The organism is Streptomyces armeniacus, assembly GCF_003355155.1.
In the GTDB taxonomy this organism is placed as follows: domain Bacteria; phylum Actinomycetota; class Actinomycetes; order Streptomycetales; family Streptomycetaceae; genus Streptomyces; species Streptomyces armeniacus.
Map to the genome: position 1 here is coordinate 4785557 of NZ_CP031320.1, position 25634 is coordinate 4811190.

The window sequence follows — 25634 nt, forward strand, 5'->3', positions numbered from 1 at the left end:
GTAATCCGAAAAGAGGGGTTTCCTGTGCCCAATCTGGCTCGTTCGGTCCGCAACACCTCCGCCGTGGCCGCCGCCCTCGCCTGCGCCCTGCTCGCCACCGCGCCCCAGGCGAGCGCGGCCACACCCAACCGGGACATGGTCAACCGCATGGACGGGAGCCGGCTCGCGCTCTTGTCGGACAGCACCGCGGAGAACGCGCAGGCGATCACCCTCCGCGACCCCGCGTACAACTACAAGACGGAGCGGTGGGAAACGGATTTCGCCAGGGACGGCGCGGGAAACTGGTACGGCACGATTCGGAACCAGGCCGCCAACAAGTGTCTGCAGCCCGCCGATTCGGCACCGCAGCGCAGGGGCACCATCGTCGTCAAGGCCTGCGACGGAAGTGACGCCCAGAAGTGGCTCGCGACCCCGGACGACGGCGGCGGCACCAGCTGGTGGCAGTACCGCCCCAAGACCGCCGAGGATCTCGCGATGACCCTCAACCGCTATCAGGGCAGCGGCGCCTGGGACACCCTCTACCTCGACACCGCCTACAAGTACCCGAGCACCGACCGGCTGTGGAAGTTCGAGCCCAACTCCTGACGGCACGCCCCGCCCCGGCCCGGCCGGGGCCCGCATGCCCTCACCCGGGTGCCTCGTACGGGTGGGGGCATGCGCCTGGCCCGCGCGTGCCCGTGCTCGCGATCCCCGCGGTCCCGCGAGCCGCCGCCGGCCGTGACAGCCGCCGGGCCCGGACGGCCACCGGCCCGGACAGCCGCTAGTCCAGGTAGCCGCGCAGCTGGTCCGCGAAGGCGTGGTCGCGCAGCTTGTTGAGGGTCTTCGACTCGATCTGCCGGATGCGTTCGCGCGTGACGCCGAAGATGCGCCCTATCTCCTCCAGCGTGCGGGGTCTGCCGTCGGCCAGCCCGTAGCGGAGCTGTACGACCTTGCGTTCGCGCTCGCCGAGCGTGGACAGCACCGCCTCCAGGTGCTCGCGGAGCAGCAGGAACGCGGCCGACTCCACGGGTGAGGGCGCGTCGCCGTCCTCGATCAGGTCGCCGAGGTTGACGTCGTCTTCCTCGCCGACCGGCGCGTGCAGCGACACCGGCTCCTGGGCGAGCCGCAGCACCTCGGTGACGCGTTCCTCGGTCAACTCCAGGTGCGCCGCGACCTCTTCGGCCGTCGGCTCCTGGCCGCGCTCCTGGAGCATGCGGCGCTGCACCCGTACGACGCGGTTGATCAGCTCGACGACGTGCACCGGGACGCGGATCGTACGGGCCTGGTCGGCGAGCGCGCGTGACATGGCCTGCCGGATCCACCAGGTCGCGTACGTCGAGAACTTGTAGCCGCGCGCGTAGTCGAACTTCTCCACCGCGCGTATCAGCCCGAGGTTGCCCTCCTGTACGAGGTCCAGCATGGTCAGGCCGCGGCCCACATAGCGTTTGGCGACGGAGACGACGAGCCGGAGGTTGGCCTCGATGAGGCGGCGCTTGGCCATCCGGCCGAGCACCACGATCTTGTCGAGGTCCAGGGCGAGCTGCGTGTCCAGGTCGCCGGCCGAGCTCAGCCGCTCCTCGGCGAACAGTCCCGCCTCGACGCGGCGTGCCAGCTCGACCTCGTCGGCGGCGGACAGCAGCGGAATGCGGCCGATCTCGCGCAGGTACTGGCGGAACAGGTCGGCGGAGGGCCCGCTGCCCACCCCCGTACCGGGCTTCGCGGCCGGTTGCGCGTCCGGGTCCGGCTCCGGGTGGCCGGCCTGCGGCGGTACGGTCTCGGGGTACGGCGGCAGGTCGGCCGGCGCGGAGTGCGCGGCCGGCGGAGAGACCGCCGTGGCGGCGGGGGCGGCGTCGGTCAGGGTCTGGGTCTGCACGGGGGCGACCTCCAAGGTGATCGCTGCCGGTTCGGGGGCGGCGTGCGGAACTCCGGGAACGGTCGCGGCCAAGCCGCGCCCCGTCCCGTGAACGATGTGCGGATCCGCGGGGGGCTGTGGCCCCTCCCGGCCAGCACCGCCGCGCTCCGATGACTCAGGCACCGCTCACCAGTGTGGAGTACGACACACTCCCGCCACGAGAGTCGTGCGCGCAGTTTTTGCCGTACGCGTTCACCCGCTGCTCACGTTCCCCCGCGGAGGGTGTTCCCCTGCAGCGCAGGGGCCCCGTGCCGCGCAGGAGACGGCGCCCGCCCCGTCGGAACGGGGCGGGCGCGGGCGCCGCGGGTCGCGGGTCGCGGGCGGCGCGTTACGGTGCGCGGGCGGCGGCCGTGGCCGCCGTGACCGCTGCCGTCACGTCACGTCACGTCACGTCACGGCTTGAACGCGCTGCTCAGGCCGTACCGCCAGAGCTGGTCCACGCGGGCGCTCTCCTGCGGGTTCGGGCGGGCGTTGGTGCAGGACGGGCCGGGGCCGCCGCCGGACATCAGCTCGCTGCACGGGCCCTGGTAGTGGTCGGGCAGACCGAGGATGTGGCCGGTCTCGTGCGAGACGATCCGCAGCGAGTTGTACTGCTGGCTCTGCCGGTAGTCGATGAAGACGTAGCCGTGGCCACGGCCGTCGGTCTGCGCGTAGCTGCCGCGCGGGCTGTTGCCCTCGCGGTACGAGAAGTCGCCGCTGCCCGCGGTCTCCTGCAGCTTCACGTTGTTGACCGAGGAGTTCCAGATCTGGGTGCTCTGGGATATCTGGCCCTGGTATCTGGGCGCGGCGCTGTCGTTGTACGTGATGGTGACGGCCTGGATGCCGGGCTTGGCCGCCTGCTTCTTCGCGGCGATCTTCTGGATCGCCGCGAACACCTTGCTGTGCTCGGCCCGCTGGGCGGCCGTGCCGCCGCCGGTGTAGGCGGCCGTCACGGAGTTCGCGGACGCGTGCGGCGCGGACGCCTTGGGTGCGGCGGGGGGCGCTGCGGTGGTCGCGGCGGGCGCCGCGGCCAGGCTCGCGACCGCCAAGCCGAGACCGAGTGCGGTGGAGAGCGCAGTCCTGGAGCGTTTCACGGGGGGTGTTCCTCTCGTCTCCGTGGGGGGTGGCCGCAGAACGAGGGGTGTGCGTGCGCGTGTGCGTGTGCGCGGTGGGAGGTGCCGGCGCCTGCGTCTCGTGGGGAGTTCGGTTACCGCAGAGTGTCGGGGAGGCGACCCGCTGTGCGGAGATGTCAACGGGCGATAGGACCCGGGGATCGCGCGCCCGCGCTCAGAGCGCCGCGGCGCCCCGCTCGCGCAGCCCGCGCCCGTACTGCTGCAGCTCCCACAGCTGCGCCCGCACCGGCGCCGAGCCCTCGTAGTCCCGCCGCGCCTCCATCCGCAGGGCGTTGCCTTCCAGTTCGGCGATACGGGCGTTCACCGCCGCCAGCCGTACGGCGACCAGCTGCTCCCCCGCGTACGTCTCGTCCGGCTGCCGCGAGATGCGCGGCGCCTCGACGGCCAGCTCGGTGATGAGCGAGCGCACGGTGTCGTCCGGCGCCGCGTCCCGTACGCGCGTCAGGAAGTCGCCGTCGGCGTCCGTCACGCCCCCCGCCGCCTCGATCGCCTGCCGCAGCACGGCGTACGGCGGCGCGGTGAACTCGTCGGCACCGTACGCGTCGAAGGCCGGGGCGACCAGCTCGGGGCGCTGGAGGGCGAGTTTCAGCAGCTCCCGCTCCACCCGGTGGGCGGGGCTGCGGAGGTTGAGCGCCGGGCCGCCGCCGGGGCCGTACTGCGGGGACTGCGGCTGCTGTGACTGCTGCTGCGGCCGCTGCTGCGACTGCGCGTACGGGCCGGCGGCCTGGCCGCCGGGCCCCGTCCCGCGCTGCGGGCCGCCGGGCGGCCGGGAGCCGCGCTCCCGCGCCCAGCGCGCGAGCTGTGCCACGCGCTGCACCACGAACTGCGTGTCCATGATGCCGAGCAGCCCCGCCAGCCGTACGGCGTGCTCGTGCTGGATCGCGGCGTCCTTGATCCGCGCCACGATCGGCGCCGCCTCCTCCAGCGCCGCCGAACGCCCCTCCGCCGTATCGAGGTTGTGCTGCTCCACCACGGACCGGATCGCGAACTCGAACAGCAGCGTCCGCCCCTCCACCAGCTCCCGTACGGCCTCGTCGCCCTTGGCGAGCCGCAGCTCGCAGGGGTCCATGCCGCCGGGCGTGATGGCGATCGACGTACGCGCCGCGAACTTCTGGTCGTCCTCGAACGCCCGCAGCGCCGCCTTCTGCCCCGCCGCGTCGCCGTCGAAGGTGAAGACGACCTCCGAGCGGGAGTTGTCCATCAGCACCCGGCGCAGGATCTTGACGTGGTCGCCGCCGAACGACGTGCCGCACGTCGCGATGGCGCCCGTGACCCCGGCCAGATGGCAGGCCATCACGTCCGTGTACCCCTCGACGACGACCGCGCGGCCCGCCTTGGCGATCTCGCGCTTGGCGAGGTCGATGCCGTACAGGACCTGCGATTTGTGGTAGATGGCCGTTTCGGGGGTGTTGAGGTACTTCGGCCCGTTGTCGTCCTCGCGGAGCTTGCGGGCACCGAAGCCCACCACCTCGCCCGTGATGTCCCGGATCGGCCACAGCAGCCTGCCCCGGAACCGGTCGATGGGCCTGCCGCTACGGCTGTCCTGGGCCAGCCCGGACAGCACCATCTCCTTGTCCGAAAAGCCCTTGCCGCGCAGGAAACGCACCAGGTGGTCCCAGCCCGCCGGGGCGTAACCCACCCCGAAGTGCCGCGCCGCCTCCGCGTCGAAGCCGCGCTCGGCCAGGAACCGCCGGCCCACCTCGGCCTCCGCGCCGTCCAGCTGCTCGGCGTAGAACCGCGCGGCGATCCGGTGCGCCTCCACCAGCCGGGTCCGCTCCCCCTGCTGGCTGGCCCGGCCGTAACCCCCCTCCTCGTACCGGAGGGTGATCCCGGCCTGCGCGGCCAGCCGCTCCACGGACTCGGAGAAGGACAGGTGGTCGACCTTCATCACGAAGTCGAGGGTGTCCCCGCCCTCCTGGCAGCCGAAGCAGTGGTACAGGCCCTTGCTGGGGCTGACGGTGAACGACGGCGACTTCTCGTCGTGGAACGGGCACAGGCCCTTGAGATTGCCCCCGCCCGCGTTGCGGAGCTGGAGATACTCGGAGACGACGGCGTCGATCGGAACCGCGTTCCGCACCGCCTTCACGTCTTCGTCGTTGATCCTTCCCGCCACGCAGGGAAGTCTACGGTGGGCCGCCGACAGCGGGAGCCGGCACGGGGGTATGGGCGGTGGCGGGCGGGGGCGGGGCTTGCGCGTACGCCGCGCGCTGCTTGCCCGGCGGTCCGGCGGTACGGCCGTCGGTACGGCGGTCCGGCGGTCCGGCGGCGGACCTCTCAGCCGATCTCCCGTACGAGGACGACGTGCGGGCCGACCCCCTCGATCACGAACTCCGCGCCGCTGACGGCGAATCCGTGCCGCTCGTAGAAGCCGCGGGCGTCCGTACGGCCCGTACACCACAGCAGCCGGGCCCCGCGCGCCACGGCCTCCACGACCCCGGCACGGAGGACGGCGGTGCCGTAACCGCGACCGCGTGCCTGCTCCGCGGTGGCCATGCCGCGGATGCGGTACGCGGCGTCTGCGGCGGTCGCGGTGTCTGCGGCGGTCGCGGCTTCCGCGTCCGGCGCGGGCGCGTGCGCGTCCGGCGGGCGCTGCGCGCCGGGGGCGCCGGTGAAGGGCTCGCGGAAGAAGCTGCCGCAGCCGAGGGGTGCGGTGTCGGGGCCGTATGCGGCGAGGTGGAACGCGTCGGGGTCCTCGTCCTCGGCGAACACCGCGGACTCCCGCGGCAACCCGCCCCGCAACACCCCCCACCGCAACGCGAAGATCTCCCCCACGGGCACCACGGCGGTACGGATGGTCGTAGCCATACCCCGACCCTATGCGCCCGCCCCGCCGCCATTCCGCCGGACCCTCAACGCCGTGGCCGTTCGCCTCTGCGGCGGAAGGGGTTGCGGCTCCCCGCCGCCCAGGGCCCCCGGGGTTGCGGCTTCCCGTCGCCCAGGGCCCGCGGGATCGCGGCCGCACGGCCAGCGGAGGCGCGCGCTGTAGGCACGTGCCCCGGGCCGGGCTCGGGGCCGAATTCCGGCCTGCCCTCGCCGCCCGTGCGGAAGACCGGGCCGGAGGCCCGGCTTCGCAGCGGGCGGGGGCGGCGCAGCCGCCACCCTTTCCGCCGCCGCGGCGCGCAGCCACGACGGCGAGGGTCCGGCGGTGTCAGCAGACACCCGCAGTCGGACGTACGGCTCAGAGATCCCCCAGTGGGATGTCCGGGTTGGCGAGGGACTGGGGGTCCACGGAGTGGTTTGAGCGGATCAGGGACTGGATGGGGGCCGTGACGTCCCAGACGTTGCAGTTCAGCCCCGCCAGCACCCGGCCGTCCCGCAGCCAGAACGCGATGAACTCGCGCTTCCCCACGTCACCGCGGCACACCACCTCGTCGTACGAGCCGGGCGGCGCCCAGCCGCTGTACTCGAGGCCGACGTCGTACTGGTCGGAGAAGAAGTACGGCACCCGGTCGTAGCTGACCTCCTGGCCGAGCATCGCGCGGGCGGCCGCGGGGCCGGAGTTGAGGGCGTTCGCCCAGTGCTCGACGCGCAGCCGCGTGCCGAGCAGCGGGTGCTGTACGGCCGCCGCGTCGCCCGCCGCGAAGATCCGCGGGTCCGTCGTACGGAGCGACGAGTCGACGGCGATGCCGCCGCCCGGCCCCTCCGCGAGCGCGAGTCCCGCCGATTCGGCGAGCCCCGTACGGGGCGCGGCGCCGATCGCGGCGAGTACGTCGTGTGCGAGGTGTTCCTCGCCGTCGTCCGTGTGTACGGACCGGACCATTCCGGCGTGGCCCTCGATCTCCGTCAGCCGGGCCCCGAAGTGGAAGCGCACGCCGTGCTCGCTGTGCAGGTCGGCGAAGAGCGTGCCGAGCTCGGGGCCGAGGACGGTGTGCAGCGGGGTGGGTTCCGGTTCGATGACGGTGACCTCCGCGCCGTACGAGCGCGCCGCCGCCGCGACCTCCAGGCCGATCCAGCCGGCTCCGGCGATGACCAGGTGGCCGTTCTCCCGCCCCCGTGCGGCGAGCACGCCGCGCAGCCGGTCGGCGTGCGCGAGCCGCCGCAGGTGGTGTACTCCGGCGAGGCTGGTGCCGGGGATGTCGAGGCGGCGCGGTTCGGCGCCGGTGGCGAGCAGCAGGGTGTCGTAGTGCACGCGGGTGCCGTCGCCGAGGCGTACGGACTGGCCCTCGCGGTCGATGTGCACGGCGGGCTGCCCGAGGTGGAGTTCGATGTCGGCGCTCGCGTACCACGCGGGCTCGTGGACGAAGACGCTGTCGCGCTCGTCGGTCCCGGCGAGATAACCCTTGGAGAGCGGGGGACGCTCGTAGGGGTGGTCGCGTTCGTCACCGATCAGGATGACGCGGCCGCTGAAACCCTCCGCGCGCAGGGTCTCGGCCGCTTTGGCTCCGGCCAGGCCACCGCCGACGATGACGAACGTTCGATGTGCGTCGACCACTTGATGCCTCCTCGCTCAGACGCTGTCCCCCGGCGTTTACCGTTCACAGGGAGCGTCCCGCATCGACTGTGCTGCGGGAAGAGGCAAAGGAGTGGACTGGCGGGACGGCCGGGACACTACGCCCGTAGACCGCCCCCGTGGCGCGGTCACGGCCGTCGGTGGCGGGGACATGACTCCCCCGAAGCCGGTGCCCCCGCCACCGGTCCGATTCTCGTGCTCGCGCGGACGGTTCGCGCCGGTTTCGTGGAGAACGCAAACGGAGGAGAGAATTCCGGGCCGGTGTTCTTACGGTGGAGGTTCGGACGGTGCCACACCGGCCGGCCGCCGGGCCTTCACCGGCAAGGACGTCGCGACGCACAAGGCGTCCGGCGCCCGTTCGTCCGGGGGGACGCCGGCACGTCGGCGGACGTCGGCAGTCGTCGAGAGCGAAGCGGGTGCGCATGCTGCGAATCGAGTTCAGCGGGGAGGAGCTCAGCCGCCTCCGTACCGCCGACGGGCCCGACCCTCTGTGGGAGACCGCGCTCAGCCTCCACCTTCTGCAGCGCCGCCAGGTGCCGCTCGCGTACGAGGGCTGGAAGCGCGAGGTGACCACGGCGCTGCGGCGCGCCGGGCTGGCCCGCGCCGCCGGGGCGCTGACCCGGCTGTGCCCGCACGCGTCGTACTTCCCCGACTTCCTCACCCCCACCTCCGGCCGGTCCGGCTTCGAGAGCGGCCTCGACCTGGTGCTGTCCACGCCGAGGGCCCGGCTCACCGCCGAGCTGGAACGGCTCCACCAGGGCGCGCACGGGCGGCCGCCGCCCGGCGCGCGGCTGCTCGCCGAGGGCGACACCGAGGCGCTGCAGCGGCTGGGGCACGCGCTGCGGCGGTACTACGCGGTGGCCGTACGCCCGTATCTGCCGGTGATCAGCGCGGCGGCCGCCGCCGACCGCTCGTACCGCGCGGAGGCAGTGCTCAGCGAGGGGCCCGCCGGGATGCTGCGGGGCCGCGACAACGGCAGGGTGCCCGCCTGGCGCACGGAGGGCAGCACGCTGTTCGCCCCGTACCCCTTCGAACGGGAGCTGCGGCTCGAGGGCCGCTCGCTGACGCTCGTCCCGTCCTTCTTCTGCGTGCAGAAGCCCGTCGCCTTCGCCGACCCGAGCCTGCCGCCCGTTCTCGTGTACCCGCTGACACCCGCGCCCGGCTGGCTTTCGCCCTCCGCGCGCGCGGAGGGCGATCCGCGGGACGGCGCCGACCGTACGGTGCGCGAAAAGGAAGCGGGCAGCGGCGGCAGCGGCGGGCCCGTCGCGCAGCTGATCGGCGCCTCCCGCGCCCAGCTGCTCGACACGCTGGACCGCCCGATGACGACCTCCGAGCTGGCGGCCGCCCTGCGCCTCGCGCTGTCCACCGCCAGCCGGCACACGACGGTGCTGCGCGAGGCCGGGCTGATCAGCTCGCGGCGGCGCGGCAGTGCCGTACTGCACAGCCGTACGCCCCTGGGCGAGGCCCTCCTCAACGGCTCGACGGCGCTGAACGGCCCGACGACACTCAGCGGCCCGACAGCGCTGAACGGGCCGACGACGCTCAACGGCCCGACGGCCGCCTGGTGAGCCGCGCGTGCAGGGAGCGCGCGGAGGCGTCCGTGAGCGAGGCGATCTGGTCGACGAGCACGCGCAGCCGGGCCGTGTCGTCGGACGCGGCGGCGAACAGCGCCCGGAACTGCGGGTCCAGCCCCTCGGGCGCGCGGGCGGTGAGCGCCTCGGCGAGTTCGGTCAGCACGATGCGCTGCTCCGCGCGCAGCCGCTCCTGGTCGGGGCGCTGCATCACGTACCGGTCCGCGACCGCCTTCAGCACCGCGCACTCCAGCCGGGTCTCGTACGGGACGACCAGCTCCGCCGCGTAACGGGTCAGCCGCCCCGTGCCGTACGCCGCGCGCGTGGCGCCCTCCGCGGCCAGGCAGAAGCGGCCGATCAGCTGGCTGGCCGCGTCCTTCAGCCGGGCCTGGGCGAGGGCGGTGCCGTCGTAGCCGTGCGGCCACCACTCCTGTTCCAGCAGCCGGTCGAGCGCGGCGGCCAGCTCCTCCTCGCCGGCGCCGTCGGCGTAGCGTGCGGCGGCGACGGCGAAGATCTCGCGCCGCTCCGGCTCGGCGGCCAGCATGTTCGGGTCCAGGTGGCCGGCGTGCAGCCCGTCCTCGACGTCGTGCACCGAGTACGCCACGTCGTCGGACCAGTCCATGACCTGCGCCTCGAAGCACCGCCGCTCGGGCGGTGCGCCCTGCCGGAACCAGGCGAAGACGGGCACGTCGTCCTCGTACACGCCGAACTTCGGCGAACCGGGGTCGGAGGGGTGACCGCCCAGCGGCCAGGGGTACTTGGTGGCGGCGTCGAGCGCGGCACGCGTGAGGTTGAGGCCGACGCTCACCTGCCCGTCGGGTCCCTCGGGGGCGTCGGGGCCGCCCGTACGGGCCGTGGCGTGCGCGCCGTACGGGCGGTCCCCGCCGTACGCGCCACCGCTCCCCCGCGTCCCGTACGCGAAGCGCTTCGGCTCCAGCCGTGACAGCAGCCGCAGCGACTGCGCGTTCCCCTCGAAGCCGCCGCAGGGCTCGGCGATACGGGCGAGCGCCTGCTCGCCGTTGTGCCCGAACGGCGGGTGCCCGAGGTCGTGCGCGAGGCACGCGGCCTCGACCAGGTCGGGGTCGCAGCCCAGCGCCGCCCCCAACTCCCGCCCCACCTGGGCGCATTCCAGGGAGTGCGTGAGCCGCGTACGCGGGCTCGCGTCCCAGGCGCTCGCGCCGGTGCCGTCCGGCCCCTCCCACGCGGCGGGAACCACCTGCGTCTTGCCCGCGAGGCGGCGCAGCGCGGCGGAGTGCAGGACGCGCGCGCGGTCGCGCTGGAAGGCGGTACGGCCGGGCCGCTTGTCCGGCTCGGGCGCCCAGCGCTCGGTGTCGCCGGGGTCGTAGGCGCCGTGGTCGTATCCGGCGGGGACGTGGTCGTATTCGGCCGGCGCGTGGGCGGAAGGGGCGTGGGCCGAGGGGGCGCGCGCGCCGTGCGGGCCGGGGCTGCTGGGGGTGCCGTCTGCGCCGTGCATGTTCCGACCGTAGCCCCGGCCGTCCCGCGCCGCGGCGGCGGCATCGCTCCGGGGCTCCGCTCACACGGGGAGCGGCGCGCGCCCGCGCGTGCGTACAGCTGCGTCCCGGCCGTACGCCGCCCCCGTACGCGCCACCGCGCCGTCGTACCGGTGCAGCACCAGCCGCGCCAGCGCCGGATGCGCGCCGAGCGGCGCGGCGGCGGGCCACGGCACGGCGTCGGCACAGCGGGCGGCGAAGTGGCCGGGCGCGGTGAAATACGAGGCCAGCGCGGTGTGCCGCCCTCCGCGCGCGCGGAGGGCGGCGGCCGCTTCCGTGATCGTCGGCGCGGCGGCGGAGGCGTACGCGGGCAGCACCGGCACCCCGCCCAGCCGGGCGCTGAGCAGCGCGGCCGTACGGGCGGCGCCGGCGGCCGAGTCCGGGTCGCGCGAGCCGGCGGCGGCGAGCACGACGCCGCCGCGTCCGCGCCCGGCGGCGTCCGGTGTCCAGCCCGTCTCCAGCAGCCGGTCGTGCAGGGCGTGCGCGAGCAGCGGGTGCGGGCCGAGCGGCGGCGCGACGGCGGCGTCGAGGTGCGGGGCGGCGGCGAGGGCGGCCGGCAGGTCGTGCTTGACGTGGTACCCGCGGCCGAGCAGCAGCGGCACGAGTACGGCGCGCCCGCCGGCGGGGAGGGCGGCCAGGGTGTCGGGCAGGAGGGGCTCGTTCAGCTCGATGTGGGCGAGTTCGACGCGCAGGCCGGGGCGGAGCGTCCGTACGAGGGAACGGAGCGCGGTGAGCGTACGCAGCGCCTCGGGGTCGCGGGAGCCGTGCGCGACGGCGACGAGGGTGGGCGTCATGCGGTGAGTCTGGCGAGGCGGGATTGCCGCGCCGTTGCCCCGGGGTCACGGCAGGTTGCGGCGGCCTCACCCGGCACACCGGCGGCGCGGAGAGGGCGTTGGACGGCGGGCGTAACACGGGGGGGACGGCGCACGTAACAGGGACACCGCACGCTGCCCGTATGCCGCAGCCGCCCTCGCCCGCCGCCCGCGACGCAGCCGCCCGCGCCCCGGGAACGGCCGCCGCCCACCGTGCCGCCGGCGGAACCGCCACCGACACCCACTGCCCGTACTGCGCGCTCCAGTGCGGCATGACCCTGCACCCCACGGCGGCGGCCGGCACCGGTGCCGGGGCCGGGCACGGGCCCGGTCCGGAACCCGCGCCGGAGCCGGGCGTCTCCGTCGCCGTCGCCGAACGCCCCGGCTTCCCCGTGAACCGCGGCGCCCTCTGCGGCAAGGGACGCACCGCCCCCGCCGTTCTCGCCTCCCGCACCCGGCTGACCACGCCGCTGATCCGCCGCCCCGACGGCGAACTGGCACCCGCCGGTTGGGACGAGGCCCTGGACCGGATCGCGGAGGGCCTGGCCCGCACCCGCACCGCGTACGGCCCCGACGCGGTCGGCGTCTTCGGCGGCGGCGGGCTGACGAACGAGAAGGCGTACGCGCTCGGCAAGTTCGCCCGCCTCGTGCTCGGCACCTCCCAGATCGACTACAACGGCCGCTTCTGCATGTCCTCGGCCGCCGCCGCCGGCACCGCCGCGTTCGGGCTGGACCGCGGCCTGCCGTTCCCGCTGGCGGACATCCCCCGTACGGGCTGCGTCATCCTCGTCGGCGCCAACCCGGCCGAGACCATGCCGCCCGCCCTGCGCTACTTCACCGAGCTGCGCGAGAACGGCGGCAAGCTCGTCGTGGTCGACCCGCGCCGCACCCGTACCGCCGAACAGGCCGACCTGCACCTCGCGCCCCGCCCCGGTACGGACCTCGCGCTGGCCCTCGGCATGCTGCACCTGGTGGTCGCGGAGGGCAGGGTGGACGAGGAGTTCGTCGCCGCCCGCACGGCCGGCTGGCCCGAGGCGCGCAGCGCCGCGATGGCGCACTGGCCGGAACTCGTCGAACGCATCACCGGCGTGCCGCTGCCCGCGCTGCGCGAGGCGGTCGCGCTGTTCTGCGACGCCCCCGCCTCCATGGTGCTCACCGCGCGCGGCCCGGAGCAGCAGTCCAAGGGCACGGACACGGTGGGCGCCTGGATCAACCTCTGCCTGGCCACCGGCCGCGCGGGCCGCCCGCTGTCCGGCTACGGCGCGCTGACCGGCCAGGGGAACGGGCAGGGCGGCCGCGAACACGGCCAGAAGGCCGACCAGTTGCCCGGCTACCGCAAGCTGACCGACCCCGCCGCCCGCGCCCACGTGGCCGAGGTGTGGGGCGTATCGCCGGACTCGCTGCCGGGGCCGGGACGCAGCGCGTACGAACTCCTCGACGCGCTCGGCGGCGACGTCAGGGCGCTGCTGCTGATGGGGTCCAACCCGGTCGTGTCCGCCCCCCGCGCGGGCCACGTCGAGGAACGCATCCGCTCCCTCGGCTTCCTGGCCGTCGCGGACGTCGTCCTCTCCGACACGGCGCGGCTCGCGGACGTCGTCCTGCCCGTGGCCCAGTGGGCGGAGGAGACGGGCACCACGACAAGCCTGGAGGGCCGCGTCCTGCTGCGCCGCCGCGCGGTGACCCCACCCGCGGGCGTACGTACGGACCTGGAGGTCCTCAACTCCCTTGCGGCGCGCCTCGGCTGGGAGAAGGGCTTCCCGACGGACCCGGAGGAGGTCTTCGACGAGCTGCGCCGCGCGTCGGCGGGCGGCCCCGCGGACTACTCCGGCATCACGTACCGGCGGATCGCGGACGGGGACGGGGTGTTCTGGCCCTGCGCGGAGGGGGCGGCGGCCGGTGCCGAGCCCTCCTCCCGTACCGCCGGGGCGGGCCGTACGGGAGGAGGGTCCGGCACCCCGCGCCTGTTCCTGGACCGGTTCGCCCACCCGGACGGCCGCGCCCGCTTCGCGGCCGTGACGCACCGGCCGGCGGCCGAGGAGCCCGACGCGGACTACCCGGTGCACCTCACCACGGGGCGGGTCCTGGCCCAGTACCAGTCCGGCGCCCAGACCCGCCGCGTCGACGCGCTCAACACCGCCGCACCGGGCCCGTTCGTCCAGCTCCACCCGCAGCTCGCGGAACGCCTGGGCGCCGCGGAGGGCGAACCGCTCGCGGTCACGTCCCGGCGCGGCCGTACGGTCGCGGCCGCCCGCATCTCGCCGGACATCCGGCCGGACACGGTGTTCATGCCGTTCCACTGGCCGGGCGAGGGCCGGGCGAACACGGTCACGAACCCGGCGCTCGACCCGGTCTCCCGCATGCCGGAATTCAAGGTCTGCGCGGTCCGCGTGGAGCGCGTGCCGTAACGGCAGGCGGCGCGCGCCGGCGTGTTCGCGCAACCGGCGGGGCGTGGGGCGCGTCGCTCACGGTGTGGCTGTCGAACTCCGGCGCGCGAGGCGGGCCCTGCGCCGTCTCGTACGCGCCCTGCGCGCACGCTGCCGGCTGCCCCGCACCCGGCGCGGGCAGCGGCGGGCGGTGCGACTGCTCGTGCTCGCCTGCGTGCTCGCGCTGCTGCCCGCGACCTGGCTGCGCGTCAGCACCTCCGACCGGCTGGCCCGCGGCGTCGCCGACGCGCCCTCCGCGCCGGTCGCCGTCGTGTTCGGCGCGGGGCTGTGGGACGGCGAGCCGTCCCCGTACCTCGCGCACCGGCTCGACACGGCCGCCGAGCTGTACGCGCGCGGCAAGGTCCGCGCCGTCCTCGTGACCGGCGACAACAGCACCCGCGCGTACGACGAGCCCGGCGCCATGCGCCGCTACCTCGCCGAGCGCGGCATCCCGCGGCAGCGCATCGTCGCGGACTACGCGGGCTTCGACACCTGGGACTCCTGCGCGCGCGCCGCCCGTATCTTCGGTGTCCGGCACGCGCTGCTCGTCAGCCAGGACTTCCACGTCCGCCGCGCGCTCGCGCTCTGCCAGGCGGCGGGCATCGAGGCGTACGGCGTCCCCGTGCCCGAACCGCGCGACGCGACCGGGTACGCGGGCGGGCTGCGCGAGCTGCCCGGCGCGGTCAAGGCCGCCTTCGACGCGGCGGTGACCCCGGACCCGCGTTTCCTCGGGCCGCGCGAGGACGGGGTGGCTCAGGCGCTCGCGGCGGGCGGTTCCGAGGGGGACTGAGCGGCCGCGTCGGGGGCGGTCTCCTCCGCGACCCAGCGGAGGTAGTCGGCGGAGCCGTGCGTGACGGGCGTCGCGATGATCTCCGGCACGTCGTAGTCGTGCGCCTCCCGCACGTACGCCTCCAGCGCCCCGTACCGTGCCTCGCTCGTCTTGAACAGCACCTGCCACTCGGGGTCGGTCTGTACGGCGTCCTCCCAGCGGTAGACGGAGGTGACGGGTCCGTTGATCTGCGCGCAGGCGGCGACGCGGCGCTCCACGGCGCCGCGCGCGAGCGCTTCCGCGTGCTCGGAACTGCCGGTGGTGGTGAGGACGGTGAGGATGTCGGCCATGCGCCCACCGTAGCGAGGGGCAGCGCCGTACGGGCGCGGTGGACGCACCCGTACGGTGTCCCGGCGCGGGCGCGCCGTACGGGCGCGGGGCACGCGTCCGTTTCGTTCAAGACCGGCTCGTGAGCGAGCCCTTAACGTGCCGGGCATGACACCACGATTCGACTTCGTCGGGATGGTCACCGACGACATGGCCGCCGCCCTCGCCTTCTACCGCCGTCTCGGCCTGGACATCCCCGCCGGGGCCGAGTCCGAGCCGCACGTCGAGGCCACGGTGCCGGGCGGCGTACGGCTCGCCTGGGACACCGTCGAGACCGTCCGCTCCTTCGCCCCGGACTGGCAGCCGCCCGCCGGAGCCGGGCGGGTGAGCCTGGCGTTCCGCTGCGACGACCCCGCCGAGGTGGACGCGGTCTACGCGGACCTCACCACGGCCGGCCACCGCGGCGAGCGCGAGCCCTGGGACGCCTTCTGGGGCCAGCGCTACGCGTCCGTCGTGGACCCTGACGGCAACAGCGTCGACCTCTACGCCCCGCTCACACCACCCGCCTGACGCCGCGGCCGCGCGGCCCTCTCAGCCAGAGCCGGCCCCGGCCGGTCCGGGCCGTGCGGTCGCGCGCCGGTCCCCGGCGTCCAGGAGCATCTGCGCGGCCACGGGTCCCACCGCGCGCCGAGGTCGCCGTGCTGGGGGTCTCCGGTGCGTACGAAGGCGCGGATGCTGTCCGTCATCAGCTCTGACAGGTCGAACAGGTCGCCGTCGTCGCACGGGACGACCCGCGATGGGTCGAACGCCCGGTTGCCTTCGTCGTCTGCGCGAAGGCACCACCGCGAGTGCGGAGCAACTGCGCGAGCACATCTCGGCCCGGGTCGCCTCGTGGTGGCTCCCGGACGAGTTCTTCGTCCTCGACGCACTGCCCACGACGGGAACGGGCAAGCTCTCCAAGGAAGCACTGCGGCGGTCGCTCCGTTCCGCCTGGGACGGCGGCAACCCGACATCGACGAGGTGAAGACCGACGATGAGTGAACACCAGCCGCCCCGCCGGGACATGACGGTCGTGCTCGACGGCCTCTCGTTCCTGGAGTGCCCGCGGTGGCGGGCCGGGAGACTGTGGGTCTCGGACTTCTACACCAACCGGGTCCTCGCGGCCGACGGCCGCGGCCACACCGAAGTGATGGCCGAGGTACCGGGTCAGCCCTCCGGGCTCGGATTCCTGCCCGACGGACGCGCGCTGATCGTCTCCATGCGGGACCGCCGCATCCTGGTGCGCGACGCGGCGGGACACCTGAGCGAGCACGCCGACCTCTCCGGGGAAGTGCCCTCCCTGCTCAACGACATGGTCGTGGACGAGCGGGGACGTGCCTACGTGGGCAACTTCGGTTTCGACCTGATGGGCGGCGAAGCGCTGCGCCCCACCACGATCACCCGCGTCGACCCCGACGGCACGGTGAGACCGGTGGCGGACGAACTCAGCTTCCCCAACGGCATGGTGATCCTGCCCGGCGGCGTGCTGGTCGTCGCCGAGACCTTCGCGGCGCGGCTGACCGCCTACGACATCCGGGAGGACGGCGGCCTGGCCAACCGCCGGGTGTGGGCGCGGTTCGGCGAATCGCCACGGACCACGGACATCGCCACCCTGCTGAGTCGGCTCCAGGCCGGCCCGGACGGCCTCTGCGCCGACGCCGAGGACGCCGTCTGGGTCGCCGACGCGCTGCACGCCCGGCTCGTCCGCGTCCGCGAGGGCGGGGAGATCGCCGACGAGATCCCCACGCCGACAGACGTCTTCGCGTGCATGCTCGGCGGCCCCGACGGTCGCACCCTGTTCGCGTGCGCCGCACCGTCCTTCGCCGAGCACGAGCGCCGCGCGGCCCGCGAGGCGCAACTGCTCGCGTTCCGGGTCGACGTCCCGCACGCCGGTCTGCCCTGATCACGCCGCCGGCCGGGCGCGTACGTCCCGCGCGCGGGCGGGAGTCGGGGGCTCGGCGCGCCCCGGTGCGCGGACGATCAGGCGCGTGAGGGGCACCCCCGCGAGGGACTTGATCTCGCGGGAGAGATGGGCCTGGTCCGCGTAACGGGCGGTCGCCGCCACCGACGCGAACGACTGCCCTTCGCGGGCGAGCCGGAGCGCGTGGCGCATGCGCAGCACGCGGGCCAGCGTCTTCGGTCCGTAACCGAAGACGTCCAGCGCGCGGCGGTGCAGCTGCCGCTCGCTGAGCCCGGCCGCCGCGGCCACGTCGGCGACGCTGCGCCCGCGCCGCAGCGCCTCGGGCACGAGGCGGCTGAGCGGGTCGGCCGGGGCACGCGGCCCGGCCGCCGCCTCGAGCGCGACGCCCGTGTCGGCCGCCTCCGCGACGCGCTCGGCCAGCCGCCGCACCTCGCGTCCGGGCCACAGCGCGTCGAGCGGCACCCGCTGGTCGCGCAGCTCGTGCGCGGGTATGCCGAACACCGCCGGTCCCGTGCCGGGCGCGAACCGCAGCCCCGTCAGCCGTATGCCGGCGAACACCGGCGTCAGATGCGCCCTGGTGTCCGGGCCCGCGACGAGGAAGCCGCCGTCTCCCCCGCCGGGCGCGGCGTCGTACCAGATCAGGTCCATGCATCCGTCGGGCAGCACCCGCGTGCCCCCGGCGCCGGACCCGGTCCCCGCACTGCCCGTACGGGACCAGAGGACGGCGCCGCCACCGAGCCGTGACGGCCGTTCTCCGTACATGGCTCCAGCATGCCGGACGCCACTGACAACGCCCCTCACAGACCGACAGGCAGCGGGACCGCGGCAGCTCACAGCGGGCCCGGCGGGTGGCTGAGGGCAGCGTTGCCGCCGGGAAACAGGGGGGAACCCGCCGGGTAACAGCCCCGGCGCAGGCTGCCGTCATGACCTCGGAGAAGCGCGTAGTGGTGATCGGCGGCGGGATGGCGGCCGCCCGGTTCACGGCGCGGCTGCCCGCGGCGGACGGCCGGTTCGCGGTGACCGTGATCGGCGAGGAGCCGCACCCCGCGTACAACAGGGTGCTGCTCGCCGACGTACTCGCCGGGCGGTACGCCCCCGAGGTGACCGCGCTGCCCGAGGCGCCGCACGTGCACAGGCTGCGCGGCGTACGGGCGGTGCGCGTGGACCGGGGCTCGCGGACGGTGCTGTGTGACGACGGTTCCGCCGTGCCGTACGACGCGCTGGTCCTCGCCACCGGCTCCAACCCCGTACTGCCGCCGCTGCGCGGTCTGTTCGGCGCCGGCCCCGCGCACCGCGGGCTGCCGGACCGCGAACTGCCGCGCGGCGTACGGGCCTTCCGCACCATGGACGACTGCCTGGCGCTCGCGTCGGCCGTACGGGACGGCACGCGCGCCGTCGTCATCGGCGGCGGGCTGCTCGGTGTGTCGGCCGCCCGTGCGCTCGCGCTGCGCGGCGCCCGCGTGGTCCTGGCGCACCAGGGCGAACACCTGCTGGACCGGCAGCTCGACCCCGGCGCGTCGGCGCTGCTCCGCCGCCACCTGGAGGACCTGGGCGTCGAGGTGCACACGGAGTGCCGGGTACGCGGGCTGCGCACGGAGGCGGACACGGGCACCCGCACAGGGACCGGGACCGGGACCGGGACCGGCCACCGTACGGTGCGCGCCGTCGAGTTCGCGGACGGCTACGCGCTCGGCTGCGAACTGGCCGTGCTGGCCTGCGGCGTACGCCCGCGGACCGGCCTGGCGCGTGCCGCCGGGCTGGACGTGGCGCGGGGCGTGGTCGTGGACGACCGGCTGCGCACCAGCGACCCGCGTGTCCACGCGATCGGCGACTGCGCCGAGCACGACGGGGTGCTGTACGGACTCGCGGGCGCGGCCCAGGAGCAGGCGGACTCGCTGGCCGCCGTACTCGCGGCGGAGGCGGCCGGAGCTACGGGAACGGCGGGAACGGCAGAAACGGACGCGCCGCACCGTACGGACACCGCGCCGCACCGTACGGACACCGCGCCGCCCCGTACGGACACCGCGCCGCCCCGCTACGCCGGCACCCGCGCCCTCACCCGCCTCACCCTCGCCGCGAACACCGCGAACACCGCGAACACTGACCGCCCCGAACACCCCCTCGACATCGCCGCGTTCGGCGAGACCGTGCCGCGCCCGGACGACGACGTCGTCCACCTCACCGACGCCACGCGCAGCGTCTACCGCAAGGTCGTCGTCCGCGGCGACCGCCTCGTCGGCGGCATCCTCCTCGGCGACCTCGGCAGCGTCGGCGCGCTCGCCCGCACCTGGGAGGGCGACGAACCGCTGCCCTCCGCACCACTGCTCCACCTGCTCACCAACGACGGAGGCCACTGACGTGACTGCCCCTGAGACGCCTGAGACACCTGCGACCCCCGAGATGCCCTCCCCCGCCGGCGCCGCGCCAACGATCGTGCTGGTCGGCCACGGCATGGTCGGCCAGCGCTTCCTCGAGGCCCTCGCCTCCCGCGGGGTCACCGGGCGGGCGCGCGTGGTGGTGCTGTGCGAGGAGTCGCGGCCGGCGTACGACAGGGTGCGGCTCACCTCGTACTTCTCCGGTACGACACCCGGCGAACTGTCCCTCTCCGACGACGGTTTCATGGCGCGGCACGGAATCGAGCTGTACGTCGGCGACCCGGCCGTCTCCGTCGACCGCGCCGCGCGCGCGGTGACGTCCCGGACGGGGCGCACTTTCACGTACGACACGCTAGTGCTGGCCACCGGCTCGTACCCGTTCGTGCCGCCCGTTCCGGGCAAGGACAGCGAGGGCTGCTTCGTCTACCGCACGGTGGACGATCTGCTCGCCATCGAGGCGTACGCGCGGACGGCGCGCACGGGCGTCGTCGTCGGCGGCGGGCTGCTCGGGCTGGAGGCGGCGGGCGCGCTGCAGGGGCTGGGGCTGGACACGCACGTCGTGGAGTTCAGCCCGCGGCTGATGGCGCTCCAGGTGGACGAGGGCGGCGGCGCGGCGCTGCGGCGCCGTATCGAGTCGATGGACATCACGGTGCACACGGGCGTCGGCGGCGAGGAGATCACCGCGGACGAGCGGGGCGCGGTGCGGGCGCTGCGGCTGTCGGACGGTTCGGAGGTGGAGACGGACCTGGTGATCTTCTCGGCGGGCGTACGGCCGCGGGACGGGCTCGCGCGGGACGCGGGCCTGGAGACGGGCGAGCGCGGCGGCGTCGTCGTGGACGAGCAGTGCCGTACGGGCGACCCGGACGTGTACGCCATCGGCGAGTGCGCGCGGGCGGCGGACGGCCTGGTCTACGGGCTCGTCGCGCCCGGCTACGAGATGGCCGAGACCGCCGCCGGCGCCCTCGCCGCGGAGCCCGCGTACAGCGCCACCGCCCCCGCCCCCGAAGCACCCGTGTCAGCGGCAGCCGCCGCGCCCGCCTTCACCGGCGCCGACACCTCCACCAAGCTGAAGCTCCTCGGCGTCGACGTCGCCTCCTTCGGCGACGCGCACGGCGCAGCCGACGGCGCACTCGACGTCGTGTACGCGGACTCCCGCGCGGGCGTGTACAAGAAGCTCGTCGTCGCCCCCGACGGCACCCTCCTCGGCGGTGTCCTCGTCGGCGACGCGGAGGCGTACGGCACCCTGCGCGCGCTCACCGGCTCGAAGCCGCCCGCGCCGCCCGAGTCGCTGGTCCTGCCCGCCGGCGCGGGCGCGCCCGCCGCGCTCGGCCCGTCGGCGCTCCCCGACGAGGCGGTGATCTGCAACTGCCACAACGTCGACAAGGGCGCCGTCCGCGCCGCCGTCAGCGAGCACGGGTGCACCGATCTGCCCGCCGTGAAGAAGTGCACCAAGGCGGGCACCGGCTGCGGGAGTTGCGTGAAGGTGCTGGGGCAGCTCGTCGACGCCGAGCTGGAGGCGGGCGGCATCGAGGTCGACAAGGGGCTGTGCGGCTGCTTCGCGTACACGCGTGCCGAGCTGTACGAGATCGTCCGTACGCTCCGCCTGACCACCTTCGCCGGGCTCCTCGACTCACACGGCCGCGAGGAGGCACGGCACGGCGACGGCTGCGAGATCTGCAAGCCCGCCGTCGCCTCCGTGATCGCCTCGCTCGCCCCGGCCATCGGCGCCGGCGGACACGTGCTGGACGGCGAACAGGCCGCCCTCCAGGACACCAACGACCACTTCCTCGCCAACCTGCAGCGGAACGGCTCGTACTCCATCGTGCCGCGCGTGCCCGGCGGCGAGATCACGCCGGCGAAGCTGATCGTCATCGGCGAGGTGGCCCGTGACTTCGGGCTCTACACGAAGATCACCGGCGGCCAGCGCATCGACCTGTTCGGCGCCCGCGTGGACCAGCTGCCGGCGATCTGGGCGCGGCTGGTGGACGCGGGCTTCGAGTCGGGGCACGCGTACGGCAAGGCGCTGCGCACCGTGAAGTCGTGCGTCGGGCAGACGTGGTGCCGCTACGGCGTGCAGGACAGCGTACGGATGGCCATCGACCTGGAGCTGCGCTACCGCGGCCTGCGCGCCCCGCACAAGCTGAAGTCCGCGGTGTCGGGCTGCGCGCGGGAGTGCGCGGAGGCCATGGGCAAGGACTTCGGGGTTCTCGCCACGGCGAGCGGCTGGAACCTGTACGTGGGCGGCAACGGCGGCGCCACCCCGCGGCACGCGGACCTGCTCGCGCAGGACCTGTCGGACGCGGAGCTGGTGCGGCTGATCGACCGGTTCCTGATGTTCTACATCCGCACCGCCGACCGCCTCGAGCGCACCTCCGCCTGGCTGGAGCGGATCGAGGGCGGGCTGGAGCACGTACGGGACGTGGTGGTGCACGACTCGCTGGGGATCTGCGCCGAACTGGAGTCGCTGCTGGCGGCGCACGTCGCCGGGTACCGCGACGAGTGGGCCGAGACGCTGGCCGATCCGGAGCGGCTGCGGCGCTTCGTGTCGTTCGTGAACGCGCCCGGCGCGCCCGATCCGTCGGTGCGGTTCGTGGAGGAACGCGAACAGATAAAGCCCGATCTGACCATTTTGTCCGGACCGGACCTTCCCGTCCGCACCCTCGAAGGGACCACCGCCCGATGACGCCCACGACCACCGCCGCCGCGCCTGCCCCAGCCGTCGCTCCCGCTCCTGCCGCTCCTGCCGCTCCTGCCGCTCCTCCCGTCGTACGTCTCCGGGTGCGGGCCGGCGGGCACTGGCACGCCGTCTGCGACGACGCCGAGCTCACCGCGGGACGCGGTGTCGCGGCGCTGCTGCCCGGCGGCAGCCAGGTCGCGCTGTTCAAGGACCGCGCGGGCCGCACGTACGCGATCGGCAACCGCGACCCGTTCACCGGCGCGTACGTCCTCTCCCGCGGCCTGCTGGGCTCCGCGGACGGCCGCCCGTTCGTCGCGTCGCCGCTGCTCAAGCAGCGCTTCGACCTGGCCACCGGGCGCTGTCTGGACGACGACTCGGTGTCCGTGCCGTCCTACCCGGTCGAGGCCGACCCGCCCGCCGCCTGAACCGCCGCCCCCTCCGGCCGCCGGAGGTCGCCCAGTGGGGGCAGGCATCGCGTGGCTGCCAGTGGGCGGGGGGGCAGGGCGGGTAGCACGGGGAGACGTACGGCGCGTCGTAGTAGTCCGCGTTCGCGAACGCCCGCCACGTCGAGTACACGACGAAGGCGAGCAGCCCCAGCGCGGTCGCCGCCGGCGCCAGCCACCACCGGTCGACGCGCAGGCGACAACCGACAGTCACCGCGTGGCGGGCGTCAGGGGCGAGTGATGGAAAGAAGGGACAGCTCCGGGGCGGGGCGGGTGGAGGAGGCGGATTCATTGGTACAGGCCGGTGGCACTTCGGAGGGGCCGTTGACCTGGCGCGGAGTGACCGCCACGCTGCTGTTCGTTACTCGCCGGTCGGGGCCTCGCGCCCCGTTCTTCGCGCTCGCCCCCCAAGGAGCTCACATGAAGAGACGCATAGCCCGACTCCTCCTCTCCATTGTCATGATCACAGGCGGTCTGTTCGCCGGGTCCCTCGCCGTCGCCGGGCCCGCGCAGGCCGACGGGTGCTACAGCTGGGGCCGTACCCTCTCCGAGGGCAGCTCCGGCGAGGACGTCAGGCAGTTGCAGATACGGGTGTCGGGCTACCCCGGCTCCGGCAGTGTGCTGGCCATCGACGGCGAGTACGGTCCCGCCACCAAGGCCGCGGTGACCCGCTTCCAGCGGGCGTACGGGCTGGCGGCCGACGGTGTCGCCGGGCAGAACACGTTCGGGAAGATCTACGCGTTGCAGGACAACGACTGCACGCCCATCCACTTCACCTACTCCGAGCTGAACGGCTGCAACAGCAGCTGGTCCGGCGGCGCCGTGTCGGCCGCGCAGGCCAAGGCGAACGCGCTGCGCTCGATGTGGAAGCTCGAGGCCATGCGGCACGCGCTCGGCGACAAGCCGATCCGGGTCACCAGCGGCTTCCGTTCGCACGCGTGCAACGACGCGGTCGGCGGCGCGTCCAACAGCCGTCATCTGTACGGCGACGGCGTGGACTTGGGCGCCGGCTCGCACTCGCTGTGCACGATGGCCAAGCAGGCCCGGAACCACGGCTTCCGTGGCATCCTCGGCCCCGGCTACCCCGGGCACAACGACCACACGCATGTGGACCACCGCTCGTCGCGCTACTGGTCCGCCCCCTCCTGCGGCATCTGAGCCCGCACCGCACGCATCCGTGACGGGACACCCGCAACACCCGTAGCGGCACACGACGGCGCCCCCGCGCAGCAGCACGGGGGCGCCGTCCGGCCGTGTGGCGCCGGCACTCCGGCGGACGCCTGCGAGTTCGCGTACGTGTTCACGCGTACGTGTTCATGCGCACGACGCGTACGACGCGTACGGAACCGTCAGTCGTCGCCCTTCTGGGAGCCGAGCGTCAGGTCGGCGGTCTGCTCCTTGCCGTCCCGCTCGTACGTCACCTTCACCGTCTCGCCCGGCTTGTGCGCCCAGATCGTCGCGATCAGGGTCGGGCCGCTGTCGATGGCACGGTCGTTGAACTTGGTGATGGTGTCGCCGGGCTTCAGGCCCGCCTTGTCGGCCGGGCCGCCCTTCGTGACCGGTTCGGCGCCGCTGGTGCCCTCGTCGATGATGGTGGCGCCGCCGGCCTTCTCGCCCATGCCCACGCGTACGCCGATCACCGGGTAGACCGGCACGCCGGTGTCGATGAGCTGCGTCGCGACGCGCTTCGCCTGGTTGACCGGGATGGCGAAGCCCAGCCCGATGCTGCCGGACTGGCCCTGGCCCATGCCGCCGTCGCTGCCGCGGATCGCGGAGTTGACGCCGATGACGGCGCCGGAGGCGTTGAGCAGCGGGCCGCCGGAGTTGCCGGGGTTGATGGAGGCGTCGGTCTGCAGGGCGTTCATGTACGAGGCGTCCGCGCCCTGTCCGTCGCTGGACGCGACCGGGCGGTCCTGCGCGCTGACGATGCCGGTGGTGACGGTGCCGGACAGGCCGAACGGCGCGCCGATCGCGATGGTCGCGTCGCCCACCTTCATCTTCTCGGAGTTGCCCAGGGGCAGCGGGGCCAGCTCGCGGTCGCCCGCGTCCTTGAGCTTGATGACCGCGATGTCGTAGCCCTTGGCGTTGCCGACGACCTCCGCGTCGTACGACTTGCCGTCGGAGAAGGTGGCGGTCAGCTTGCCGCCACCGCCGCCGGCGGCGCCTGCGACCACGTGGTTGTTGGTCAGGATGTGGCCCTGCTCGTCGAAGACGAAGCCGGTGCCGGTGGCGCCCTGGCCGCCAGCGGTCTCGATCGTCACGACGCTGGGCAGCGCCTTGTCCGCGATGCCCGCGACCGACTTGGGGGAGCGGTTGAGCGCCTTGGAGCCGGCGTCGGCGTCCGACGAGACGGTGGTGGAACCGGACGAGTCGTCGTCCGCCGCCCAGAAGCCGATACCGCCGCCGATGCCACCCGCGACGAGGGCCGCCACGATGACGGCGGCGATCAGCGCGCCGGGCCCGCGACGGCGGCCGCCGCCGGGGGGCGGTGGGGGCGGCGCGTTCCACGGGTTCTGCGGGTTCTGCGGGCCGCCGGGGCCCGCGCCGTGTCCGGCCTGGCCGCCGTGCCCGGCACCGCCGTCGCCAGGACCGCCGTAACCGCCGCCGGGCGGGGGCGGCGGCGCACCCGCGCCGGAGTAGCCGCCGCCGGTGCCCCACTGGCGGCCCTCGGGAGGTTCGGCCGCGGTCGCCGTGGGCGTGTCGGCCATGCCGCTCGCGGCGGGCGGCGGCTGGTGCGGTGCGGGCGGCGGCTCCGGGTCGACGCGCCGCAGCCCGGTCGTGGCGTGGTCGCCCGCACCGGTGCCCCCGCCGGAGCCCGTGCCCGCCGCGGCTCCGCCGGAACCCGCGTCGACGCGCGGCAGGTTCGCGGTCGGCGCCTCGCCGCCCGGCGGCGGTGCGGCGCCCGCGGCGGCGTGGCCGACCGGCGGCAGCACGGCGGTGTCCTCGGCCCCGCCGGCCGACGCGGGCGGCGGCGGTGCGTCCCGTACGGCGTCACGCGGCTCGTCCCGTACGCCGTCGCGCGGCCCGCCGAATGCCGACGCGACCGCCTCGTGCGCGTCCCGCCCCGCGTACGGGTCGGGGTCGCGGTCGCGGTCCCCGCCACCGCCCGACGCCGGTTCGGCCAGCGCGAAGTCACCGTCTTCCTGCGACGCGGCTGCCGAGCTCTCCGGCGACGACGACGGGTGATCGTCCGGAGTGGGACCGGGCGTCGCGTCTCCCTGTGTGGGGTGAGGACCCGCCGCAGGCGTGACGGCCGGGCCCTCGTTCTCGGTGCTCACAGCTATCTCCTCAGGTACACGACATCGCAGAACGG

The 25634-nt window shown here is 74.7% G+C and carries 20 protein-coding genes and 2 pseudogenes; 11 read left to right on the forward strand and 11 right to left on the reverse strand.

Features of this window, described 5'->3' with window-relative positions:
- Positions 1-24: 24 nt before the first annotated feature.
- On the forward strand, positions 25-585 hold the full coding sequence (locus DVA86_RS20875) for an RICIN domain-containing protein (protein WP_245996827.1): 561 nt from the start codon (positions 25-27) through the stop codon (positions 583-585).
- A 175-nt stretch (positions 586-760) separates the two neighbouring features.
- Here the strand turns inward: DVA86_RS20875 and DVA86_RS20880 are convergent, their stop codons facing one another.
- From DVA86_RS20880 to DVA86_RS20900, 5 genes are all read right to left on the reverse strand, one after another.
- Positions 761-2014, reverse strand: a complete 1254-nt coding sequence (locus DVA86_RS20880) for an RNA polymerase sigma factor (protein ID WP_208880446.1) — start codon at positions 2012-2014, stop codon at positions 761-763.
- A 269-nt stretch (positions 2015-2283) separates the two neighbouring features.
- A complete protein-coding gene (gene snpA, locus DVA86_RS20885; RefSeq protein ID WP_208880448.1) occupies positions 2284-2964 on the reverse strand; it encodes a snapalysin in 681 nt (226 codons plus the stop codon).
- A 193-nt stretch (positions 2965-3157) separates the two neighbouring features.
- Complete coding sequence (gene dnaG / locus DVA86_RS20890) at positions 3158-5116, reverse strand: DNA primase (protein WP_208880450.1); 1959 nt, start codon at positions 5114-5116, stop codon at positions 3158-3160.
- 161 nt (positions 5117-5277) lie between these two features.
- Positions 5278-5808 (reverse strand): GNAT family N-acetyltransferase, encoded by a 531-nt coding sequence (locus tag DVA86_RS20895; RefSeq protein WP_208880452.1) that lies wholly within the window; start codon positions 5806-5808, stop codon positions 5278-5280.
- Positions 5809-6181: 373 nt separating this feature from the next.
- Complete coding sequence (locus tag DVA86_RS20900) at positions 6182-7435, reverse strand: NAD(P)/FAD-dependent oxidoreductase (RefSeq protein WP_208880454.1); 1254 nt, start codon at positions 7433-7435, stop codon at positions 6182-6184.
- A gap of 440 nt (positions 7436-7875) precedes the next feature.
- Between DVA86_RS20900 and DVA86_RS20905 the strand changes: the two genes are divergently transcribed.
- Positions 7876-9021, forward strand: coding sequence for an ArsR/SmtB family transcription factor (locus DVA86_RS20905; RefSeq protein WP_208880456.1), 1146 nt, complete (start codon positions 7876-7878; stop codon positions 9019-9021).
- On the opposite strand, the gene DVA86_RS20910 is transcribed toward DVA86_RS20905, so the two are convergent.
- Complete coding sequence (locus DVA86_RS20910; protein ID WP_208880458.1) at positions 8996-10498, reverse strand: deoxyguanosinetriphosphate triphosphohydrolase; 1503 nt, start codon at positions 10496-10498, stop codon at positions 8996-8998. The two genes, DVA86_RS20905 and DVA86_RS20910, sit on opposite strands and share 26 nt — an antisense overlap.
- A gap of 60 nt (positions 10499-10558) precedes the next feature.
- Positions 10559-11329, reverse strand: coding sequence for a sirohydrochlorin chelatase (locus tag DVA86_RS20915; protein WP_208880459.1), 771 nt, complete (start codon positions 11327-11329; stop codon positions 10559-10561).
- Positions 11330-11619: 290 nt separating this feature from the next.
- Here DVA86_RS20915 and DVA86_RS20920 point away from each other — a divergent pair, with 290 nt between their 5' ends.
- Both DVA86_RS20920 and DVA86_RS20925 read left to right on the forward strand, forming a co-directional pair.
- Positions 11620-13752, forward strand: coding sequence for a molybdopterin oxidoreductase family protein (locus DVA86_RS20920; RefSeq protein WP_245997688.1), 2133 nt, complete (start codon positions 11620-11622; stop codon positions 13750-13752).
- Positions 13753-13816: 64 nt separating this feature from the next.
- The gene (locus DVA86_RS20925; protein ID WP_425470885.1) at positions 13817-14560 is read left to right on the forward strand and encodes a SanA/YdcF family protein; all 744 of its coding nucleotides are present in this window, start codon (positions 13817-13819) and stop codon (positions 14558-14560) included.
- On the opposite strand, the gene cutA is transcribed toward DVA86_RS20925, so the two are convergent.
- On the reverse strand, positions 14524-14889 hold the full coding sequence (gene cutA / locus DVA86_RS20930; RefSeq protein WP_208880463.1) for a divalent-cation tolerance protein CutA: 366 nt from the start codon (positions 14887-14889) through the stop codon (positions 14524-14526). The two genes, DVA86_RS20925 and cutA, sit on opposite strands and share 37 nt — an antisense overlap.
- A gap of 145 nt (positions 14890-15034) precedes the next feature.
- Here cutA and DVA86_RS20935 point away from each other — a divergent pair, with 145 nt between their 5' ends.
- From DVA86_RS20935 to DVA86_RS20945, 3 genes and pseudogenes are all read left to right on the forward strand, one after another.
- Complete coding sequence (locus tag DVA86_RS20935; protein ID WP_208880465.1) at positions 15035-15436, forward strand: VOC family protein; 402 nt, start codon at positions 15035-15037, stop codon at positions 15434-15436.
- A 224-nt stretch (positions 15437-15660) separates the two neighbouring features.
- Positions 15661-15903, forward strand: a pseudogene (locus tag DVA86_RS20940) (hypothetical protein); the annotation flags it as partial.
- On the forward strand, positions 15900-16808 hold the full coding sequence (locus DVA86_RS20945) for an SMP-30/gluconolactonase/LRE family protein (protein WP_245996828.1): 909 nt from the start codon (positions 15900-15902) through the stop codon (positions 16806-16808). The pseudogene DVA86_RS20940 and the gene DVA86_RS20945, both read left to right, overlap by 4 nt.
- Here DVA86_RS20945 and DVA86_RS20950 read toward each other — a convergent pair whose 3' ends face one another.
- The gene (locus DVA86_RS20950; RefSeq protein ID WP_208880469.1) at positions 16809-17588 is read right to left on the reverse strand and encodes a helix-turn-helix transcriptional regulator; all 780 of its coding nucleotides are present in this window, start codon (positions 17586-17588) and stop codon (positions 16809-16811) included.
- A gap of 161 nt (positions 17589-17749) precedes the next feature.
- On the opposite strand from DVA86_RS20950, the gene DVA86_RS20955 reads away from it, so the two are divergent.
- Genes DVA86_RS20955 through nirD form a run of 3 tightly spaced genes read left to right on the forward strand, consistent with a single transcriptional unit; the run spans position 17750 to position 22303 of the window.
- Positions 17750-19183 (forward strand): NAD(P)/FAD-dependent oxidoreductase, encoded by a 1434-nt coding sequence (locus tag DVA86_RS20955; protein ID WP_208880471.1) that lies wholly within the window; start codon positions 17750-17752, stop codon positions 19181-19183.
- A 43-nt stretch (positions 19184-19226) separates the two neighbouring features.
- On the forward strand, positions 19227-21884 hold the full coding sequence (gene nirB / locus DVA86_RS20960) for a nitrite reductase large subunit NirB (protein ID WP_208880473.1): 2658 nt from the start codon (positions 19227-19229) through the stop codon (positions 21882-21884).
- Entirely contained in the window at positions 21881-22303 is a 423-nt protein-coding gene (nirD, locus tag DVA86_RS20965; protein ID WP_208880475.1) for a nitrite reductase small subunit NirD, read from the forward strand. The genes nirB and nirD overlap by 4 nt, the downstream gene beginning before the upstream one ends.
- Before the next feature lie 16 nt (positions 22304-22319).
- Here the strand turns inward: nirD and DVA86_RS36295 are convergent.
- Positions 22320-22613: pseudogene (locus DVA86_RS36295) on the reverse strand (hypothetical protein); the annotation flags it as partial.
- Positions 22614-22741: 128 nt separating this feature from the next.
- On the opposite strand from DVA86_RS36295, the gene DVA86_RS20970 reads away from it, so the two are divergent.
- Positions 22742-23479, forward strand: a complete 738-nt coding sequence (locus DVA86_RS20970; RefSeq protein WP_208880477.1) for a D-Ala-D-Ala carboxypeptidase family metallohydrolase — start codon at positions 22742-22744, stop codon at positions 23477-23479.
- A 191-nt stretch (positions 23480-23670) separates the two neighbouring features.
- Here the strand turns inward: DVA86_RS20970 and DVA86_RS20975 are convergent, their stop codons facing one another.
- The gene (locus DVA86_RS20975) at positions 23671-25599 is read right to left on the reverse strand and encodes a S1C family serine protease (RefSeq protein WP_245996829.1); all 1929 of its coding nucleotides are present in this window, start codon (positions 25597-25599) and stop codon (positions 23671-23673) included.
- Positions 25600-25634: the final 35 nt, after the last annotated feature.

Excerpts from the sequence above, each read along its gene's own strand:
- DVA86_RS20895 (WP_208880452.1), bottom strand. The coding sequence starts at position 5,808 with ATGGCTACGACCATCCGTACCGCCGTGGTGCCCGTGGGGGAGATCTTC.
- DVA86_RS20905 (WP_208880456.1), top strand. The coding sequence starts at position 7,876 with ATGCTGCGAATCGAGTTCAGCGGGGAGGAGCTCAGCCGCCTCCGTACC.
- DVA86_RS20910 (WP_208880458.1), bottom strand. The coding sequence starts at position 10,498 with ATGCACGGCGCAGACGGCACCCCCAGCAGCCCCGGCCCGCACGGCGCG.
- DVA86_RS20915 (WP_208880459.1), bottom strand. The coding sequence starts at position 11,329 with ATGACGCCCACCCTCGTCGCCGTCGCGCACGGCTCCCGCGACCCCGAG.
- DVA86_RS20920 (WP_245997688.1), top strand. The coding sequence starts at position 11,620 with ATGACCCTGCACCCCACGGCGGCGGCCGGCACCGGTGCCGGGGCCGGG.
- cutA (WP_208880463.1), bottom strand. The coding sequence starts at position 14,889 with ATGGCCGACATCCTCACCGTCCTCACCACCACCGGCAGTTCCGAGCAC.
- DVA86_RS20935 (WP_208880465.1), top strand. The coding sequence starts at position 15,035 with ATGACACCACGATTCGACTTCGTCGGGATGGTCACCGACGACATGGCC.
- DVA86_RS20945 (WP_245996828.1), top strand. The coding sequence starts at position 15,900 with ATGAGTGAACACCAGCCGCCCCGCCGGGACATGACGGTCGTGCTCGAC.
- DVA86_RS20950 (WP_208880469.1), bottom strand. The coding sequence starts at position 17,588 with ATGTACGGAGAACGGCCGTCACGGCTCGGTGGCGGCGCCGTCCTCTGG.
- DVA86_RS20955 (WP_208880471.1), top strand. The coding sequence starts at position 17,750 with ATGACCTCGGAGAAGCGCGTAGTGGTGATCGGCGGCGGGATGGCGGCC.
- nirB (WP_208880473.1), top strand. The coding sequence starts at position 19,227 with ATGCCCTCCCCCGCCGGCGCCGCGCCAACGATCGTGCTGGTCGGCCAC.
- nirD (WP_208880475.1), top strand. The coding sequence starts at position 21,881 with ATGACGCCCACGACCACCGCCGCCGCGCCTGCCCCAGCCGTCGCTCCC.
- DVA86_RS20970 (WP_208880477.1), top strand. The coding sequence starts at position 22,742 with ATGAAGAGACGCATAGCCCGACTCCTCCTCTCCATTGTCATGATCACA.